This window comes from Methylophilus sp. (assembly GCF_052173275.1).
In the GTDB taxonomy this organism is placed as follows: Bacteria; Pseudomonadota; Gammaproteobacteria; order Burkholderiales; family Methylophilaceae; genus Methylophilus.
Window position 1 is genome coordinate 1 of the sequence record NZ_JBQMUL010000002.1, and the last position, 15690, is coordinate 15690.

General features: G+C 41.8%; 19 protein-coding genes and 1 tRNA gene. 6 read left to right on the forward strand and 14 right to left on the reverse strand.

Annotated features, from left to right (window positions below; genetic code table 11):
* Positions 1–222 (reverse strand): hypothetical protein (locus tag ACTS9Y_RS01420; RefSeq protein WP_442584246.1); only part of this gene is annotated, 222 nt, incomplete at its 3' end.
* Positions 223–576: 354 nt separating this feature from the next.
* On the opposite strand from ACTS9Y_RS01420, the gene ACTS9Y_RS01425 reads away from it, so the two are divergent.
* Positions 577–1023, forward strand: coding sequence for a hypothetical protein (locus tag ACTS9Y_RS01425; protein ID WP_442584241.1), 447 nt, complete (start codon positions 577–579; stop codon positions 1021–1023).
* A 153-nt stretch (positions 1024–1176) separates the two neighbouring features.
* Here ACTS9Y_RS01425 and ACTS9Y_RS01430 read toward each other — a convergent pair whose 3' ends face one another.
* The 3 genes from ACTS9Y_RS01430 to ACTS9Y_RS01440 all read right to left on the reverse strand — a co-directional run bounded on the left by ACTS9Y_RS01430 (position 1177) and on the right by ACTS9Y_RS01440 (position 2729).
* Positions 1177–1620 carry a hypothetical protein gene (locus tag ACTS9Y_RS01430; protein WP_442584240.1) on the reverse strand — a complete coding sequence of 148 codons (444 nt, stop codon included), beginning with the start codon at positions 1618–1620 and terminating at the stop codon, positions 1177–1179.
* A 35-nt stretch (positions 1621–1655) separates the two neighbouring features.
* Positions 1656–2030, reverse strand: coding sequence for a hypothetical protein (locus ACTS9Y_RS01435; RefSeq protein ID WP_442584239.1), 375 nt, complete (start codon positions 2028–2030; stop codon positions 1656–1658).
* 267 nt (positions 2031–2297) lie between these two features.
* Complete coding sequence (locus tag ACTS9Y_RS01440; protein WP_442584238.1) at positions 2298–2729, reverse strand: hypothetical protein; 432 nt, start codon at positions 2727–2729, stop codon at positions 2298–2300.
* Between the two features lie 90 nt (positions 2730–2819).
* Here ACTS9Y_RS01440 and ACTS9Y_RS01445 point away from each other — a divergent pair, with 90 nt between their 5' ends.
* Entirely contained in the window at positions 2820–3110 is a 291-nt protein-coding gene (locus tag ACTS9Y_RS01445) for a helix-turn-helix domain-containing protein (protein ID WP_442584237.1), read from the forward strand.
* A gap of 338 nt (positions 3111–3448) precedes the next feature.
* The gene (locus tag ACTS9Y_RS01450) at positions 3449–4180 is read left to right on the forward strand and encodes a hypothetical protein (RefSeq protein ID WP_442584236.1); all 732 of its coding nucleotides are present in this window, start codon (positions 3449–3451) and stop codon (positions 4178–4180) included.
* Positions 4181–4385: 205 nt separating this feature from the next.
* Here the strand turns inward: ACTS9Y_RS01450 and ACTS9Y_RS01455 are convergent, their stop codons facing one another.
* The 5 genes from ACTS9Y_RS01455 to ACTS9Y_RS01475 all read right to left on the reverse strand — a co-directional run bounded on the left by ACTS9Y_RS01455 (position 4386) and on the right by ACTS9Y_RS01475 (position 9917).
* Entirely contained in the window at positions 4386–6116 is a 1731-nt protein-coding gene (locus ACTS9Y_RS01455) for a P-loop NTPase fold protein (protein WP_442584235.1), read from the reverse strand.
* A gap of 4 nt (positions 6117–6120) precedes the next feature.
* Positions 6121–6423, reverse strand: coding sequence for a GIY-YIG nuclease family protein (locus tag ACTS9Y_RS01460; protein ID WP_442584234.1), 303 nt, complete (start codon positions 6421–6423; stop codon positions 6121–6123).
* Between the two features lie 50 nt (positions 6424–6473).
* Complete coding sequence (locus ACTS9Y_RS01465; RefSeq protein WP_442584233.1) at positions 6474–8192, reverse strand: single-stranded-DNA-specific exonuclease RecJ; 1719 nt, start codon at positions 8190–8192, stop codon at positions 6474–6476.
* A gap of 276 nt (positions 8193–8468) precedes the next feature.
* Positions 8469–8885 carry a DHH family phosphoesterase gene (locus ACTS9Y_RS01470; protein WP_442584247.1) on the reverse strand — a complete coding sequence of 139 codons (417 nt, stop codon included), beginning with the start codon at positions 8883–8885 and terminating at the stop codon, positions 8469–8471.
* A 39-nt stretch (positions 8886–8924) separates the two neighbouring features.
* A complete protein-coding gene (locus ACTS9Y_RS01475) occupies positions 8925–9917 on the reverse strand; it encodes a hypothetical protein (protein ID WP_442584248.1) in 993 nt (330 codons plus the stop codon).
* Between the two features lie 251 nt (positions 9918–10168).
* Between ACTS9Y_RS01475 and ACTS9Y_RS01480 the strand changes: the two genes are divergently transcribed.
* Together ACTS9Y_RS01480 and ACTS9Y_RS01485 are read left to right on the forward strand one after the other, a co-directional pair.
* The gene (locus ACTS9Y_RS01480) at positions 10169–12280 is read left to right on the forward strand and encodes a putative bifunctional diguanylate cyclase/phosphodiesterase (RefSeq protein ID WP_442584249.1); all 2112 of its coding nucleotides are present in this window, start codon (positions 10169–10171) and stop codon (positions 12278–12280) included.
* Between the two features lie 93 nt (positions 12281–12373).
* Positions 12374–12979, forward strand: coding sequence for a hypothetical protein (locus tag ACTS9Y_RS01485; protein WP_442584250.1), 606 nt, complete (start codon positions 12374–12376; stop codon positions 12977–12979).
* A 23-nt stretch (positions 12980–13002) separates the two neighbouring features.
* Here ACTS9Y_RS01485 and ACTS9Y_RS01490 read toward each other — a convergent pair whose 3' ends face one another.
* The gene (locus ACTS9Y_RS01490) at positions 13003–13767 is read right to left on the reverse strand and encodes a type I restriction enzyme HsdR N-terminal domain-containing protein (RefSeq protein ID WP_442584251.1); all 765 of its coding nucleotides are present in this window, start codon (positions 13765–13767) and stop codon (positions 13003–13005) included.
* A gap of 118 nt (positions 13768–13885) precedes the next feature.
* Positions 13886–14011 (reverse strand): YHYH domain-containing protein, encoded by a 126-nt coding sequence (locus ACTS9Y_RS01495; RefSeq protein WP_442584252.1) that lies wholly within the window; start codon positions 14009–14011, stop codon positions 13886–13888.
* A 307-nt stretch (positions 14012–14318) separates the two neighbouring features.
* Between ACTS9Y_RS01495 and ACTS9Y_RS01500 the strand changes: the two genes are divergently transcribed.
* Positions 14319–14720 (forward strand): hypothetical protein, encoded by a 402-nt coding sequence (locus tag ACTS9Y_RS01500; protein WP_442584253.1) that lies wholly within the window; start codon positions 14319–14321, stop codon positions 14718–14720.
* 31 nt (positions 14721–14751) lie between these two features.
* Here ACTS9Y_RS01500 and ACTS9Y_RS01505 read toward each other — a convergent pair.
* The 3 genes from ACTS9Y_RS01505 to ACTS9Y_RS01515 all read right to left on the reverse strand — a co-directional run bounded on the left by ACTS9Y_RS01505 (position 14752) and on the right by ACTS9Y_RS01515 (position 15689).
* A tRNA-Pro gene (locus tag ACTS9Y_RS01505) sits at positions 14752–14828 on the reverse strand.
* A 106-nt stretch (positions 14829–14934) separates the two neighbouring features.
* Positions 14935–15360 carry a MerR family transcriptional regulator gene (locus tag ACTS9Y_RS01510; RefSeq protein ID WP_442584254.1) on the reverse strand — a complete coding sequence of 142 codons (426 nt, stop codon included), beginning with the start codon at positions 15358–15360 and terminating at the stop codon, positions 14935–14937.
* A 14-nt stretch (positions 15361–15374) separates the two neighbouring features.
* A complete protein-coding gene (locus tag ACTS9Y_RS01515; protein WP_055826063.1) occupies positions 15375–15689 on the reverse strand; it encodes an integration host factor subunit alpha in 315 nt (104 codons plus the stop codon).
* Position 15690: the final 1 nt, after the last annotated feature.

Below are 15690 nucleotides of genomic sequence, written 5' to 3' on the forward strand. Positions count from 1 at the left end.
GTATGTGTGACGGCCATGACGTTTTTTATCTTTGGCCCATGGAGGTACCAACCCAAATTGCGCTAATTCACATTTGACTTGGCCATCATCCAGATACACAAAGGGTACTGGAGCGGTCGAATATACATTCGCATCCCAATCGCCTTGAGGCAATTCACATTTAAAGTGCTCGTTAACCCAACTGGATTTATTAATCTTGATAGGATCAAAGTTGCTACACATAGTTGAAATTCTCAATCACAGATAGTTAACATATGTTAATAACATTGGTTTAATATAGCTGTAGAGGAAAACTATAAATCATAATACCAATAAGGGTGTGCAATATGAATCAGAGAGATCTGTATGCATCACTAAACTATGCTGGTTGTCAGATTCTGACCTTCGAGGACTACCCAGCAGATCACGGAAGCTGGAGGGTGAATTTCTTGTTTAAAAATTTATCTTGTGAAGTTAACTGCAACCGTAGAGACAACTTGATCACCTTCATCTCAAAAAGCGTTTCAACTGGGCACTGCTCAAATACCGTTTCAAGTAAAAAGCTAGTTTCTGACCTCATGGAAATTGGAAAGATGAATGAGTGGATACGCACGCTTAAGACTACTCAAACCAATTCAAAAAGCGAAGCTAGATATGAAACACATGCTTGAAATAGTCCTTTTGCTGGTTTTACTAAATCCATTTACTTCTAGTGCTACTGAGGTTACAGATTGCTTTGATAAGGCTTATGCACATTCTGATAATGGTGGACTTGGTTTGAATCGCGGTCAGGCCATTGAGTTATGCAATGGAGCTAAAAATGCGACAGAAGTTTTAGTATGTTATGCCATTGCATGGCAGCATCCTGATAAAAACGGTCTAGGTTTGAATCGTGGGCAAGCAATCAGGCTTTGTAAACGTGCAACGAACACAGAAGAAATCGTAGAGTGTTTTCTTAAAGCGTGGACTCATAAGGATGATGGTGGCATGGGCCTCCATCTTGGTGGTGCGGTAGACTTGTGTAAACAGTCACCCATGGAGTAATTGAAATATCTAAGGTGAAAAACCACTTACAAATTAAATGTCTTCTTGCCCCTTAGCCGGCATATTCTCAAAAATGTCTGAATCAGGATGTGGATCTGCCCTCAAATCACATTGATCAAGCATCTCCTTGAGAGTAGGTACTTTTTGAGCTGTCTAGCTAGGCTCACTATTTCCAATCAGCTTTTTTATACCATCGGCCCTCAATATCACCGTCAAAGCTTCCGCTAAAGCAACCGGGTCATTTTCTGCAAGGGTATCTTTTAAATAAAGCATCACATCTTCAGCGTCATTAATATAATCGGCGGGATCAAACTCTTTGAGCCCTGAAACACTAATGTTCGTGTTTTGATTAGTTGTCACTAAAGGAAGAAAGTCGAGCATGAGTTCAGGCCAAATGCCATTATGCGATTTAACAAATGACTCAACTTGCTTAAGACCTTGAGGCGAAAACAGAGCATAGAACTGATCCCAATTAAGGACTCCAAGCTGGCTAGCAACGTATTTTTCACCTCGTTCGTGCTTATGGAAGTCGTCCAAAATACTTTCTAAAGCTTCTTGTGGTGTTTGACCAACATTGATTTGAATTGAGAATTCCATTTTCACCTCACTAACTCATAGTATTTCTCTTCCAACTACTTGCCCAAACGAGATGCGTTCATGTTGGTTTCTTCAGTTACATCTGAAATTAAATCCCGCAATGTGTAACCATTTCCATCTGAAGCTTTATTCCCGGCTTCTTCACTAAACAAACCCGATAACACCCTCAATGAAATACCATTTGGTAGCCGCTGAGCAACATTAGCCCAGTGCTCAGTAGTAGAGAATTCATCGTCTTTGGGATGTGAAATTTCAAGCACTTCTTTGAACATTAAAAGTGAACGATGAATCAAATCCTCTATTGAGTTAGCACCGACAATCTTCATCATCGAAGTAGCTGTTTCCAGGCTAACTGAATATTCAGTGTCTTCCTCAAATACAACAGTGAGTTGGTTATCGTTATCTTTCATCACTTAACTTCTTCAGATCAGATGTTTTCCTCTTAAGGGATATGCGACTAATGAGCTTGTAGGTATCACGCCTGTTTCAGCAGCCAGATTTCGCAGTAACAGTTGAATCAAATCTTCAAGTGAGTTTGACTCCATCAACTTTACGAGACTGTGAGCAGTTTCAGGACTCACTGTGGTTAGGGTATCAGTTTCAAAACTGATAGTTATTTCTTTACTAGCGACTTGATTCATTGAATCTGCCAGTGCTGGTCATTAGGAACCGTTGTTTTAATTGAATTGCAAAATCGTTTCAAAAGTAAGTTCATTTTTATCTTTGTTCAACCCACTAATATCGTGCTCAATAACTTGACCTGTATCGGTTTCAAAACGATATACAGTACTCTTGTATTCATCATCTTGGTAAGTTGCAGAAGAAATAGCCTTCAATCTAGTCAGAGACCAGTTATCCTGATTTAGTAAGTGTCCTGGGCTAATCACATATGTCTTATCAATTTTTCGACTCCCCGCAAATTTGGCCAAATCGTCAATATCACCAATAAGATGGGTAGTAGTACAAACTGGCTCTTCAGAATCATCATCGAATTCAGGAACTTCACATATGAACCAAGGCATAAATGCAGATAGCTCAATCTTGTTGAGACTGAAATTTTCACCGTCAAAAAATGCTTTTCGCAAATGAATTTGGCTAGCAAGGAACATTATTTCAATCCAATACGGTTAATGTGTCCTATAGATTATAGTCCTTTAGGGCACATAATGGCTATATAAAGTCCTTTATGGGGACTTAGTATGGAATTTCAAAAAGCTTTAGGTGCTGCAATCCGGGATATCAGAATTACTCGAGAATTGAGTCAAGAATTTTTCAGTGAAATATCAAGCAGGACTTATATGTCAGTACTTGAGAATGGCAGGAAGCAACCCACGGTTTCAAAGATAAATGACCTTTCGAAAGCAATGGGTGTACACCCTTTGACGATTTTGACTTTAGCTTATATAAAATCTGATGAAAAGTTAACTCTCAACGAGCTCCAGAATATTGTTATGCAGGAGCTCTTAATTTTGGAAAAGGTAAAAGACTAATCCAATTCGTCTAGAGCTCTACGCGATAAAAATGTTTAGTTACTCGAAAGAACGCAGTTCGTCATAGATGCTTACAGCAACCTATCATATCGACAACTGCGGAATAGGCACTTATAAACAGCATTGGTTGCATTGATTTATAGCTTCTGAAGGTGGAAGATTTCAAGAGGTATGAGGAATAATACTCTGTACTAATTATGCAGTAATCATTTAGAAGAGTTGTGGCGGCGAGTGAAAGTTCGGTCTAACGCAGGGGGTATCAGTTAATTAAGGCAGTAAACAGAATTCAAGAAGTTTAAATTAAGCGAACGATATATTTTTAATTTCGGGAGACAAAAATGACTAATAACATGGTTTTATTGATTTTTCTTTTCTTGAGCAGTTATCCATCATACTCAATTGCAGAGGATGTTATTGGACCTAATGTTTCAATTGCAAATATTGTCAAAGCTTTAAAAGCAGATGTTCAACTATTTCAAAATTACTCTGCTTCCTTACCTCAAGAATCCAAAACCAATGCATGTAAAGGTAACTTAAATTTCAACATTGAGTCTTTGAAAGTAGTTATGAAAGTTCAATCTGTTGGCGGTAAAGAAGGTAAAGCTGGCCTAGCTATACCTATTGGCACGGGGGCGTTTGAGCCAGGGGTAAATGCTTCAAAAAGAGATACTAACAGTCAAATTCTAACTTTCACGATATACCCCAAGCCTGGTGTTAAATCTGTTGCTTCGAATATTAAAAAAGAAATTAAGTATGACTCCTCACCGATAGCATATACCCTTGCTAGCCTTAGAGATAATCTTCTAGATGCAAGTAGTGTTGAGCCTTGCATGTCTTTCCAAAATCCGAACAAAGATAAAGACGTTGCTTCAACGTTTGAATTTGGCTTTGGAGTCGAGAAAAAGGCATCAGCAAATGCAGGAATTAATTTGATCATCTTCTCAATTGGTGGAGGAAAATCCTCTCTCCAAGAAACTACAAATACAATTACAGTGAGCTTTAGGGGATTTTCTGTTGAGAAAGTTGGTGGAATTGAGATTGAAGGGCCGGGGGCGCTAGCTCCACCGTAATATTTCCCATCAGTTATATTTACGAACTCGAAGAGTGATTTGAGAAAAAACTAAAATATATGAAGTTGGTAAAACATTAGCTTTAAGCGCAATGACATTTGCTCCAGTTAAGTTTGCCAACTTCATCTTGATATCGAATCACATTTGAATTTATGACAACTCACGTCCCAAAGTCTTTTGTATCCTCACTCTAAGCCACTTCGACTTATCGCTCAGTTTTTTGAATACCAAAATCGTGTGCTAATGGGGTTGAATTAAAAATGTTTTTAATTAGAGTTGCTAATCGAGGAGATTTTTGATCTTCAGATATATTTTTACAAGCAATCAAAAAATTATTAATTCCATTTGCAAAATGCCTATCAAATGTTTGCCTTTTAATACTCATATCAATCATCTGCGCCATAAACAGACGCAAATTTTTAATACTTAATGTCCTAATTGTTTTATCAAATTCCTCTACAGTGGATCTTTCAAAAGCAAATGTCTGAATGCTCCCCCACCCATTATTGTCAATTATGTGAAGGCAGGCATCAAAAATACTAGTATTTTCTTTTACTGTAGCTTGCAGATCTTGATAAGCTTTTGAAATATCAGGATGAAGGTGGATACCGTTATTATGATAATAAGTGGTAGTCTCGAATGTTGTTTGAATTGGAGGATTTGCTTTAAAGTTTTCAAGCCAGCCTTTCAGAATTTTTTGTGCAGTAATTTCTCCTCCCGGTAACTTTTCCAAGTATTCCACTACTTCTGAAACATTTGTAGCATTGAGTAGCCCAGCTAATTTAACAAGTTTTTTTGACTGGCTTACGAGTTTTTCGTTACTTAAAAAATGATTCCAATAGAGATCTTCTAAAAATTTACGAGCTTTATTATTGGCTTCTAATTTATTCGTTTCATTTTTATAACGAGTAATCACTTCATCGAATCGAGATTTTTCCAGTATTCCAGACTCAAGGAAATCTACTAACAAAAACTCGAACTCATCACAAGAATGAATACCCATTTCATGAACCAATGTACTCCATCGAGATTTTATTAAATCATCTTCGGATTGTTCCTTAGAATCATTAAGTAGGTTTGCTACTCTTGCTCTCACAATGTTTAGAACAAAATTGAAATCAGGGCCGTCCTCGACACCTTTATAATAAATTGCAGAAAAAAGTACTATTGAAGGAATCATTCTGGCTTGAATAATTGGATCTAACGGCTGCTTTCCCAATATATGGTTCGCCACTTTGATTGCCTTAATAATAATTCTAATATTTGTAAGTCTGCATGTAATGAATGCACGCTTCAGTTCGGATTCATAAATCGAATGTACAAGTGATATTGCAATTGCAAAAGCCTCATCAGCAGATGTATTTAGCTTTATTTCGTGATCAATTACCTTTTCTCTAAACGTTGCCCATAAGTTGTTTTGTCCACCATTACCCCCAAGCCTATTTTCATTGAGTATCAGAATAAATCTACATCCATGACGTTTTGAGTATTCATCAATGAAGCCTAGGACTTCATCTTCTTCTAATTTGTGATTTTTTCTCTCAATGTCATCGATTACGATAGTCTTTTCTTTAAGATACACTGGAGCTAGAAGTAAGAGATTTATATCAGTTAACGCAGCTAGCGCTTTGTAATGCTCTGCGGCAGCTTTGATTCCGACCTTTAAGACATTTTTAAAACTTGAAAATACATCTTCATTACCTTCAACATTTGGAAACGCCGACTCAAGTAATTTTCGTTTAATTTCATCGATTGTCGAAACGCCAAAAAGCGATACATATAAGGATGGGCTATTGTTGCCTCTGGTTAAGTCCCTATCAATTTCATTCCATAAGTGCGTTTTACCAGTCCCCCACTTACCGGAAAGTGCTATGACATTGCAATCGTTAGTGGAAAGTAATTCGAATAATTGATCTTTCGCTTTTTTAAGAGACATTCAATTAACCCAGTCTTTTAACGCTACGGTGTGTTTGGTTATAACCAATTGCAGGATCATTTGATTTTAACGAACGTATGAATTCAGATTCCATGCGGCTAATTTCTGCCTTATCCATTGATTCAAATATTATCTGTTTACGAAGAGTGAAGTCTCGCAGCTCAGCATCAGTAAAATCCTTCTCGACGTTGGCATTAAACCAAGAACCAAAATAACGTAAAGAATGTCCGTTAGCCCCAATATCTTTCCCCACATAAATTTTTCCGTTAGGGAAGGTTAATTTATAGACCACGTAACCAATAGCCATTGCTTTACCTTTATTTAGAATTATGCTCGATAGCTTTCCTGAAAATGCCTTTAACTTATCATTGCTATGACTTGAAGCTGTAAAGTTTTTCTATTTTGAAACCAATTGCTTTTAAGTTTATAGATTAGTTGTATTTGGTTTCCAACTTTTACCTGGCTATCGAAATTATCAATATCATTAACGTTAAACCAAATCGCTTCTACGGTGCCTCGACCAATGTTTAAACTTAGTCTGCAATGAAGACCTTCACTCATCATCTTTATTTTTGATATTTGGAAAGTTCCTTTAAATGTGGGAGATGGAAACTCTCTCCCCCATGGCTCCAGACTTTCAATTTTCTCTAATGTTTTTGAAGTAATTGACTCATTAGGAATTTCTCCATCAATCTGAATAGTCGGTTTAAGTTCTTGATTTCCAATTTGCTTTATTACAGCCTCATCATAGGCATGTGCAAATTTATCAATATCAGAAATCTTAATTGAAGCTCCGGCAGCACCATGATGCCCACCGAAACTAAGCAGAAGCCCTGGGTGTAGTTTATCTACAAATGCCAATGCATCCCTAACATGCAAACCAGGAATACCTCTAAAAGATCCAGATGCAATGTCTTTACTCAATTCCATTAAGTTATTACTTTTAACAACCCTTGGGGAGAAAACTCCTGAAGCCTTACCATAAGCTTCAACAAGTCTACTTGCAGTTATTCCGTGAACTCCACTGTGCCCGTCATCAAAGTAAATTATGATTGAATGGCCGTTAAGTCTCGAAGCTTTAGAGAATGCCCTTTCTCTCATTGATTTTTCGATTTTCTTTCTTTCTTCATTCTCGGACTTAAGAAGTTCCCAATGCTCAGTTGCGGCTTCAACTGTATTCGCTGTTAGAAACTTAAAGCCAGCCTCAGCCCAATCTAATCTGCCGGCAGCAGCAATAGCTGGAGCTAATTTAAATCCAATTGTCTCTGCATCAACAGGCCCATTTTGTTCGGAACAAAATACACTCCAGCAAGCTTTACTTTTATTATTAATTAGCTCGAGCCCACGCTTAACGAAAGTTCGGTTAATTAGACTTTTTACAGGACTCATAGATACGCAGTCTGCGACAGTTGCTACTGCAACATAGTCCATCAATGGCAACAAACTACCTATTTCAGTTTTAAATCCAGAATCAATAAGTGCAGTTCTAACTTTAGCCATAGTTAAAAAGGCGACACCCGCTCCACATACATACTTGTCGTATGATGAATCCTGCCTGATTGGATTAACTACAGCGTAGGCTGAAGGCGGTGGACCGGACTCACCAAGTTCATGGTGATCAGTCACAATTACATCAATTCCTACCTCAGATAGCTTTTTGATTCTAATTTCGTCACTACTTCCTTTATCCGCCGTTATCACCAAGTCTGGCTTAAGGTCAATGATCCTAGCCGCTACTGGCTCGGTAATTCCATATCCTTCTGTTAACCTATGACTGGTAACTACATTCAGTAAGTCACTATCGACCTCAAAAAAATTTACAAATGCGCTCCAAAGCAAAGCAGCTGAAGCAGTGCCATCCATGTCATGATCACAAGCAAATACAATTCTTTCCCTATTTTTAATTGCCTCAACAATACGTTTAACTGCTTTTTCCATATCTGGAATTGCTATTGGGTCTGGCAGGTTCTTTAGTTCAAAACTATTCAATTTTGAATATTCGAAGGACTCATTCAGCCTTGTGGCTAAAACTTTCGCCAACCATTGTTCCAAACCCTGTTGGATAAGGTTTTCCATAACTATTTCATTGATAGGTCGCTCTATCAGCAATGGTTGCGGCAATGTATATTTTTTTATTTGCTCCATGGATTGGAATGTATTACCTATTTTTTTGAAGTGAAGTATTAAAAAATTTATTTAAGCGCTTATTACCTTGCCCAATCTAAATCTTCATAGTCCAGAGTTCATTTTGTAAATAAATATGGTCATAAAATGTAGTTTGTTTACAAATTAATTAACCGAACTCCTAGAGATTGAGTAAATAAAGGCTACGAATGGAAAATGGACAATTATTCATCCGTATAAGTCACATGTCAGGATCATATCAGGCTGTTGCTGCGCAGCCAGAGCGACGATCTCGGGCGTTAAGCCATAGCCATATTCAAACCGGTTAGGCACCAGGAAATCCACCTGTGCCCCCATCATGCTTAGACCACGCATGGCAACGCAGGTGGCAGTGGCGCCATCCGCATCATAATCGCCGATGATCAGGAGTTTTTTCTTTTCCTGGATGGCATTAGCCAGTAGCGTGGCCATCTCGGCACACCCAGTAAGCGCCTGCGGTTTGAGTAAATGCGGCATCTCCTGCAAGCCCCAGTCATCGGCGGACACCTGCCTGGCGGCCAGCAAACGGGCCAATATTTCGGGCAAGCCCTGTGCTTGCAAGGCCTGCAACGCGTTTGGGGGGTATTGTCTTTGCTGAATTTTCATCTTGGCTGAGTTTTATTTTCTAATTCAAAGACCACACGCTCAAACAGATCCGGGTAATTTAAAGGTTGGCAATGACGCTTCAAGTTTATCGAACAAGCCAGGCAAGGTCTGTGCCTTGCGCCAGAACTGCCAGCGATAGCGCTGTTTATAAGTGACTTTGATACTGCGCTCGGCAAGTGGCAAGATGATTTCTAGCGTAGATATACGACCTTTCTGCAATGCAGCAGAAAGACTATGCCAGTCCACCTGATCTATCTGGTCAACCACCATCAGCGCCTTGGTGATCGTTTTATCCTCTAACACCTGTGCCATTGAAAGCTGCTTCACGGCCGATAACTGTGACCGTTGCAAGCCGTCAAACACCGCCCCGGTGCCAATAACAGCTTGCCAGTCATGTTGCCATACCGGCACCGCTGGCACGCTGGCAAACCACAGGCTGTTTAAGCGTTCTGGCCAGCCCGGCAAGCGACTGTCTTGTGAAAACTGGTGCAGCAGCATCTGGCTTTCGTTGGTCCATTGCCGTATCAGCGAAGCGTGTGTGCCTTGTGGCTGCCACTGAAATGCCTGCTGATATAAACAATCTTGTGGCCATGGGCATTGCACTTCAAGCGGGTTAAGAGGTTGTACCCACCAGAACCGCTGTTCTGCGGTGGCATGCACGATAAAATCCTGCAGGAAATGCTGTTGCAGGGTTTCCGTCAAATACGCATATACTGCTGGCGATATTTGCACGGTTCCCTGCAGCGAAAAAGTATCTCGTTGTAAACCAAGATGCACCGGCAACACACATAACACAGGCACGCCGGTGACCGAAGCTTGCCGCGTACGCAGGATAGTCGCTACCTTCGATAAGCCAGGCGTGTGGTCGGCATCGTGTAGCGTGCCAAATAAAGCATTCAACGGCGTCGCAGCGTTCACTTGCCAGTCACCTTTCAGCAGTATGGGGCATTGATCGGTCATATGCTGAATCACAGCCGCAGATTCGGCTGCTGCATCAGACAGATAATCTGTGATATAAATTTGCTGTATCATGAAAAAACAAATACACTCTTCTGCAAAAACAAGTTAACAATTTGCTGGCTGGTTCAACTTGCTGACGGGCTGGATTAGCGATCTGGTAAATTTGCTGGCTTGGTAAAACACAGCAGATAAAATATTACCTAAGTATGTTTTGGACTTATACACGAAATCCGGGGGGATGTCATGACTGCAGCAAGCGCCATTTACCATGATTATCACTACGTATTAGCCGTTGCTTTGAATTAAATGAATTATCTGGAACCATGCAATTTTTCCAAACCTTAAGTATCCAGTCCAGACTACTATTACTGGTGATTGCGCCAGTATTCGCTTTATCCTGCACCTTCTTGCTGTTTGATTTTCAAAAGCAATTGCAAAACGATGAAGACAAGCTGAGTCAACATGCGTTAACTACCGCCAAATTTCTCTCTGCCGTTGTGCATAATCAAACAGAACTGCATGGCCGCCCTTACATTGATCGTCTATTAAAAGCCAGCCAGCTTGACCGTGAGCCTTATCTTTCATTAATGATTTCGGATGCGGTTAACCGCCCACTGGCCCAATTGGGTGCTTCTTTCATCGTGGGCGAATCATTACCACAGCAAGATACCCATGTGATGCAGCATGCCACGCATGACGTGACCATGGTGAGGATTTTCACCACAGAACCTAAACATGCCCTGCTGGGATATGTGTTTGTTGCCATTGATAAAGCCGCGATGTTAGAAGATCACCGCCAGGCTTTTATCCGCAATATCGGTTACATCACCCTGGGGCTCATGCTGTGCTCGGTGCTGGTGTATTGGGTGAGCCGTTCTATCAGCCAACCCATACGCGAATTGACGGCTGCGCTAAAACGTTTTGTGGTGGGTAACCAGCACATCAGCCATGTAAAAAACAGCCTGCCGGAAATCCATTCCCTGCAAACTACGATCAATGAAATCTCCAGGGAGATGCAGCATGTTGAAGCCGACATGCGCCATCGTATCCAGGATGCCCAGGCACAGTTACGTTACCAGGCGCGACACGATGCCTTAACTGGCCTGGTCAATCGCCAGGAGCTGGAAAGACGCCTGCAACAGGCGCTGGAAGACGTGAAACAGCACAAAGCCAATCATGTGTTTTGTTACATGGATCTAGACCAGTTCCGCGTAATCAACGACACCTGCGGCCATCCTGCTGGCGATGAAATGCTCAGGCAGATCAGTATGATCCTGAGTCAGCGCATTCGTGCTGAAGACACTTTCGCCAGGCTGGGCGGTGATGAATTCGGTTTATTACTGAGCTATTGCCAGGTTGAAAAAGCGATTGAAATCGCCGCGCAATTGCGCCAGATGGTAGAAGCCTTCAGATTCATGCATGAAGGCCGCCTGTTCCAGACCGGTATCAGTATCGGTATTGTAGAAGTCACCGCCGACCTGAAAGATGTGGGTCAGATCACCCGCCATGCGGATGCCGCCTGCTATGTCGCAAAAGATAATGGCCGCAACCAGATTCACCTGTTCCATCCTGAAGATGATGTGTTACTCAAACGCCACGTTGAAATGGAGTGGGTATTACGCATCAACGAAGCCATAGAACACAATGACTTTGTATTGTATTGCCAGGGCATATTCCCCATGCAGCAGAAAGAGCTTCCGCCTTTCTACGAAATCCTGATCCGCAAACGCGACGAGAATGGCGGTATTATCCCGCCTGCCGAATTCCTGCCTTCCGCAGAGCGTTATCAGTTGATGACCAAAATCGATCGCTGGGTGATTCAGCATGCGTTTATGGCATTGCAGCCATTATTTAAAACGCAATCGGCCACCAAGCCATTTATTGTCAGCATCAACTTATCCGGCATGTCTTTAGGTGACGCCACCCTGCTGCCCTACATTAAAAATTGTTTTGCTAACTATGAGATTTCGCCCAGCCATGTCTGCTTTGAGGTCACGGAAACCTCGGCCATCATTAATATCGATAACACCATCAAGTTGATTACCGAACTGAAGGCAATGGGCACGCGATTTATGCTGGATGACTTTGGCAGTGGCATGTCATCGTTCAGCTACCTGAAACACCTGCCGGTGGACTTCCTCAAAATGGATGGCGCTTACGTGAAAGACATCACCATCAACAAAGTAGACCTGGCGATGGCCAAAGCCATACAAAGCGTGGCGGAATCGATGAGCATTCAAACCATTGCTGAATATGTGGAAGACCAGGCAACGCTGGACTGCCTGGGCGAAATGGGTGTCGCATACGCACAGGGCTTTTACCTCAACCGGCCAGCGCCCCTGAGCGAAGCGCTCTCGCGGCATTTTTCTGCCCATCATCCCTTACAGAAACAAACCGCGAGCCAGACTGCCATTGCCACTGATATCAGTGCCTAATATTTAAACATACTGCCAAGAATCGGCATATCTTGACATTGAAGTGAAGAGACTTACAACCTGAACACCAATATGTATCACCAGAAGAAAAATATGTATAAAGTAGTTGCCACTGTTCTTTTTGTAGCACTTTCAGGGTGCGCCTCCACAATACCGCCAGCCCAGCTCGCCAAACCAGACCACTTAACACCGATAAAAAGTTCGAGCGAGTCAAAAATAGTGTTTATCGCCAATGTGACCTCCAAGTTGACCGACAAGAAAATCGGGCTAATGGAAGCCGGTGTGACCTGTTACAGCTATGGCGACTTAATGTGGCTGGACAATCAAGGCACACTGAACTCGATACGTGATCAGATGACAAACACACTGTCCGAACACGGTTACAAAGTGTACACGAGCCTGATTCAGGCAAGCGCGGAAAGAGATGCGGATATCCTGATTGGCGTCGCGATTGAAGACATCAAGGCTAACATCTGCTCCTCAGCCGCATTGGGATATAAAGGCGCAGCATCACTCAGGCTAACATGGGAAGTGCTAGACAATAAAACAAGGAAATCTTTGTTACTGTCTGCCTATGGCGCAGCCGAAATCAAAGAGTTCAATAAGACCGGCGACCCAGAAGTATTTGTAAAAGCCGCTGAAATGGCCACGGAGAACATCCTGGCTCAGCCGGCCTTTTTCGAGGCAACCAGAAAATAGTCACTTATCCCCGCACATTGACCCTACTGAGTAACAGCCTTGGCTTTTAATCTCGCCTGAGCCCTTGCACACTTCTTAATTAATTCAATCGCTGCTGTTGCTTGCTCCCCTTCGGTCAATTCCCTCTTGATCACATCGGTCAGTAATAGAGTTCGTAAGAACTCATCTTCGATCTTTGAAGTGGGGCTTAACTTCTTGAGTTCTTTCTTTAGGCTTAACAACACAGCATCTGTAGTGAGTAATGCACCTATTGAATATTTGCTTGTTGCTTGCTGCTGTTGATAAAAGGCTGTCATGCTTGATTGTGTAAAACCTTCACGACTCAGGTTTCCAAAGCACTCGATTAACTGTGTATTTCTTGCAGTAGTGTGAAGTAAATCTACTTCAAACATTAATGATTTATCGATCGGTTTATCAAAGTGAATCTTATAGAACTGCCAGGCAGCCCCATTGGTTAGCACTACCCATTCAATCCCGTGGTTCGCACCGTAGTCAATCGCTTGTTTGACATGACTCTCCTTCAAATCGATATTGATCGCTTTGACCTCAACCAGGAAACGGACCTCATCACCAACCTTCACCGCCAAATCAACATAAGTGCCACGTATTGCAAACTCTGTTGTAATTTCGATGTATTTTTTATAGCCAAGCAACTCCGCAAGCATATCGGCAAGAATGACAACGGTATCTGATTCGCTGATATCTCTGTTCTTAGCTTCAGCCAATATGGCTTGGTAACGCTTCAGGTTTGATGTTAAACGCTCAACTACTTTCTTTGGCAATGCCATACCTATCCCCCTGACGAAATGATTATTCGAATTTAATCCTTATCTTTCACAGTGAACATTTAAAGCTGATAGTAATTAAAAACCCGCAATGAAAGCGGGCCTTGAAAACAAGATGCGTTTAATGGCAGTGATATCCGCCGGTTTTTCTGTCGTGGTGACAACCGTTCTTATCGGTACCACCAGAGTGAGCATTGCAATTTACAGTAGAAATAAAGATAACGATAGCGAACAAAAGACGCTGCATCTGGCTCCCCTTTCAACCTCAATAAATTATAGCTTTAATAAAATATATTTATATTCATGTAGATTACTTTGCAAAAGCATGTTTATCAATACTGTTGGAGAGTTCCAAGCTCTCCTTACGCATATATTTAAGGCTCTTTTATGATTTCCGTGTCATTTTCCAAACGCTTCTGTCTGAAACTTTGATACATTTCAGGGATCGATCTCGTTGTATAGCGTTTATATATTCAACTTATGAAATAAGAAGGCCAAGTGCGAAACACTACACAACTTGTGCTGCAAATAAACTAATAGAAGGTAATGCCGTTGTGATAAGAGCAATAATTCCCCTGGTTGTTTTAGTCACTGCGTCATGTGCGCAGCAATCAATTACCACAACCAATACTTATGAAAAGGCAATGCCGTTTTCTAAAGCCGAAATTAAAAAAATTGAAGCTGAACAAGAGGCAACATGTGCCAAATATTCAAGAAAAGCAAACATTCGCATAAAGCGAATGAAAGAAATCAACGCATCTATGAATCAACAAGGCTTATCGCAAAAGCAGAAAAACCAACAATATGATGAGGCCATGGCACACCTGAATGATGGGCTGGAAGATTCCGAACAGCTAAAAGATAGGTGTGATGCTTTGAATAAACGGCTTGATGAAATGTATGCGGCAAATCACCTGGCTGGCGATCAATATCTGGATCAGCGCAAACGCAAATGATGATGGACTGCACCGCTGTGGATTAGATTCTTGGTCGGAACGGTGTGATTCGAACACACGACCCCTTGCACCCCATGCAAGTGCGCTACCAGGCTGCGCTACGCCCCGACATTTGATTTCAGGCGGGAACCCGTCTGAAAAGAAGGCTGAATTATAAAACAAAACCGCATATTCGCTAAGCAGAATATGCGGTTTTGTGTATCTGCAAGGCTGATTAAGCGGCGACTTTGAGCAGGTTGATCACCTGCTGAATTTGCTCTTTTAAGGCCTGAATATCGACAGCAGGTAATCTTGAAGCTTCAGCAGCAATGGCCGCTGTATTCAAGTTTGCGGCAGACTCGGCTGCCAGGCGTCCCGCTTTATCGGCTTTTTCATCAACGCCATCCAGGCGATTACGTGCGCCACTGATGGTGAACCCTTGCTCATACAACAGTTCCCGGATTTTACGGATCAGCAGGACTTCATGATGCTGGTAGTAGCGGCGATTGCCACGGCGTTTGACAGGTTTCAGCTGGGTAAACTCTTGTTCCCAGTATCGCAATACGTGCGGTTTTACACCGCACAGCTCGCTGACTTCACCAATAGTGAAATAGCGTTTGGCGGGGATAGGCGGTAACGTGATTTTTTGCGCTTCGACCATGTCTGGATATTAAATTAAGCCTGGGCTTGCAAGGGTTGTTCTGCGTAATGCTCTTCTACACGTAATTTCAACTTTTGGCTGGCATGGAAAGTCACCACGCGACGTGCTGAAATTGGTATTTCTTCGCCTGTTTTTGGGTTACGGCCTGGGCGTTCGGATTTGGTACGTAATTCAAAATTACCGAATCCGGAAAGTTTGACGCTATCGCCGTTTTCCAGTGCATTACGCACTTCTTCAAAAAACGCTTCTACCATGTCTTTGGCTTCACGTTTGTTTAACCCGACTTGTTCAAACAACAAATCAGCCAAGTCAGCTTTTGTGAGTGTCATT

Excerpts from the sequence above, each read along its gene's own strand:
- ACTS9Y_RS01425 (WP_442584241.1), top strand. The coding sequence starts at position 577 with ATGAGTGGATACGCACGCTTAAGACTACTCAAACCAATTCAAAAAGCG.
- ACTS9Y_RS01430 (WP_442584240.1), bottom strand. The coding sequence starts at position 1,620 with ATGGAATTCTCAATTCAAATCAATGTTGGTCAAACACCACAAGAAGCT.
- ACTS9Y_RS01435 (WP_442584239.1), bottom strand. The coding sequence starts at position 2,030 with ATGAAAGATAACGATAACCAACTCACTGTTGTATTTGAGGAAGACACT.
- ACTS9Y_RS01440 (WP_442584238.1), bottom strand. The coding sequence starts at position 2,729 with ATGTTCCTTGCTAGCCAAATTCATTTGCGAAAAGCATTTTTTGACGGT.
- ACTS9Y_RS01445 (WP_442584237.1), top strand. The coding sequence starts at position 2,820 with ATGGAATTTCAAAAAGCTTTAGGTGCTGCAATCCGGGATATCAGAATT.
- ACTS9Y_RS01450 (WP_442584236.1), top strand. The coding sequence starts at position 3,449 with ATGACTAATAACATGGTTTTATTGATTTTTCTTTTCTTGAGCAGTTAT.
- ACTS9Y_RS01455 (WP_442584235.1), bottom strand. The coding sequence starts at position 6,116 with ATGTCTCTTAAAAAAGCGAAAGATCAATTATTCGAATTACTTTCCACT.
- ACTS9Y_RS01460 (WP_442584234.1), bottom strand. The coding sequence starts at position 6,423 with ATGGCTATTGGTTACGTGGTCTATAAATTAACCTTCCCTAACGGAAAA.
- ACTS9Y_RS01465 (WP_442584233.1), bottom strand. The coding sequence starts at position 8,192 with ATGGAAAACCTTATCCAACAGGGTTTGGAACAATGGTTGGCGAAAGTT.
- ACTS9Y_RS01470 (WP_442584247.1), bottom strand. The coding sequence starts at position 8,885 with ATGAAAATTCAGCAAAGACAATACCCCCCAAACGCGTTGCAGGCCTTG.
- ACTS9Y_RS01475 (WP_442584248.1), bottom strand. The coding sequence starts at position 9,917 with ATGATACAGCAAATTTATATCACAGATTATCTGTCTGATGCAGCAGCC.
- ACTS9Y_RS01480 (WP_442584249.1), top strand. The coding sequence starts at position 10,169 with ATGCAATTTTTCCAAACCTTAAGTATCCAGTCCAGACTACTATTACTG.
- ACTS9Y_RS01485 (WP_442584250.1), top strand. The coding sequence starts at position 12,374 with ATGTATAAAGTAGTTGCCACTGTTCTTTTTGTAGCACTTTCAGGGTGC.
- ACTS9Y_RS01490 (WP_442584251.1), bottom strand. The coding sequence starts at position 13,767 with ATGGCATTGCCAAAGAAAGTAGTTGAGCGTTTAACATCAAACCTGAAG.
- ACTS9Y_RS01495 (WP_442584252.1), bottom strand. The coding sequence starts at position 14,011 with ATGCAGCGTCTTTTGTTCGCTATCGTTATCTTTATTTCTACTGTAAAT.
- ACTS9Y_RS01510 (WP_442584254.1), bottom strand. The coding sequence starts at position 15,360 with ATGGTCGAAGCGCAAAAAATCACGTTACCGCCTATCCCCGCCAAACGC.
- ACTS9Y_RS01515 (WP_055826063.1), bottom strand. The coding sequence starts at position 15,689 with ATGACACTCACAAAAGCTGACTTGGCTGATTTGTTGTTTGAACAAGTC.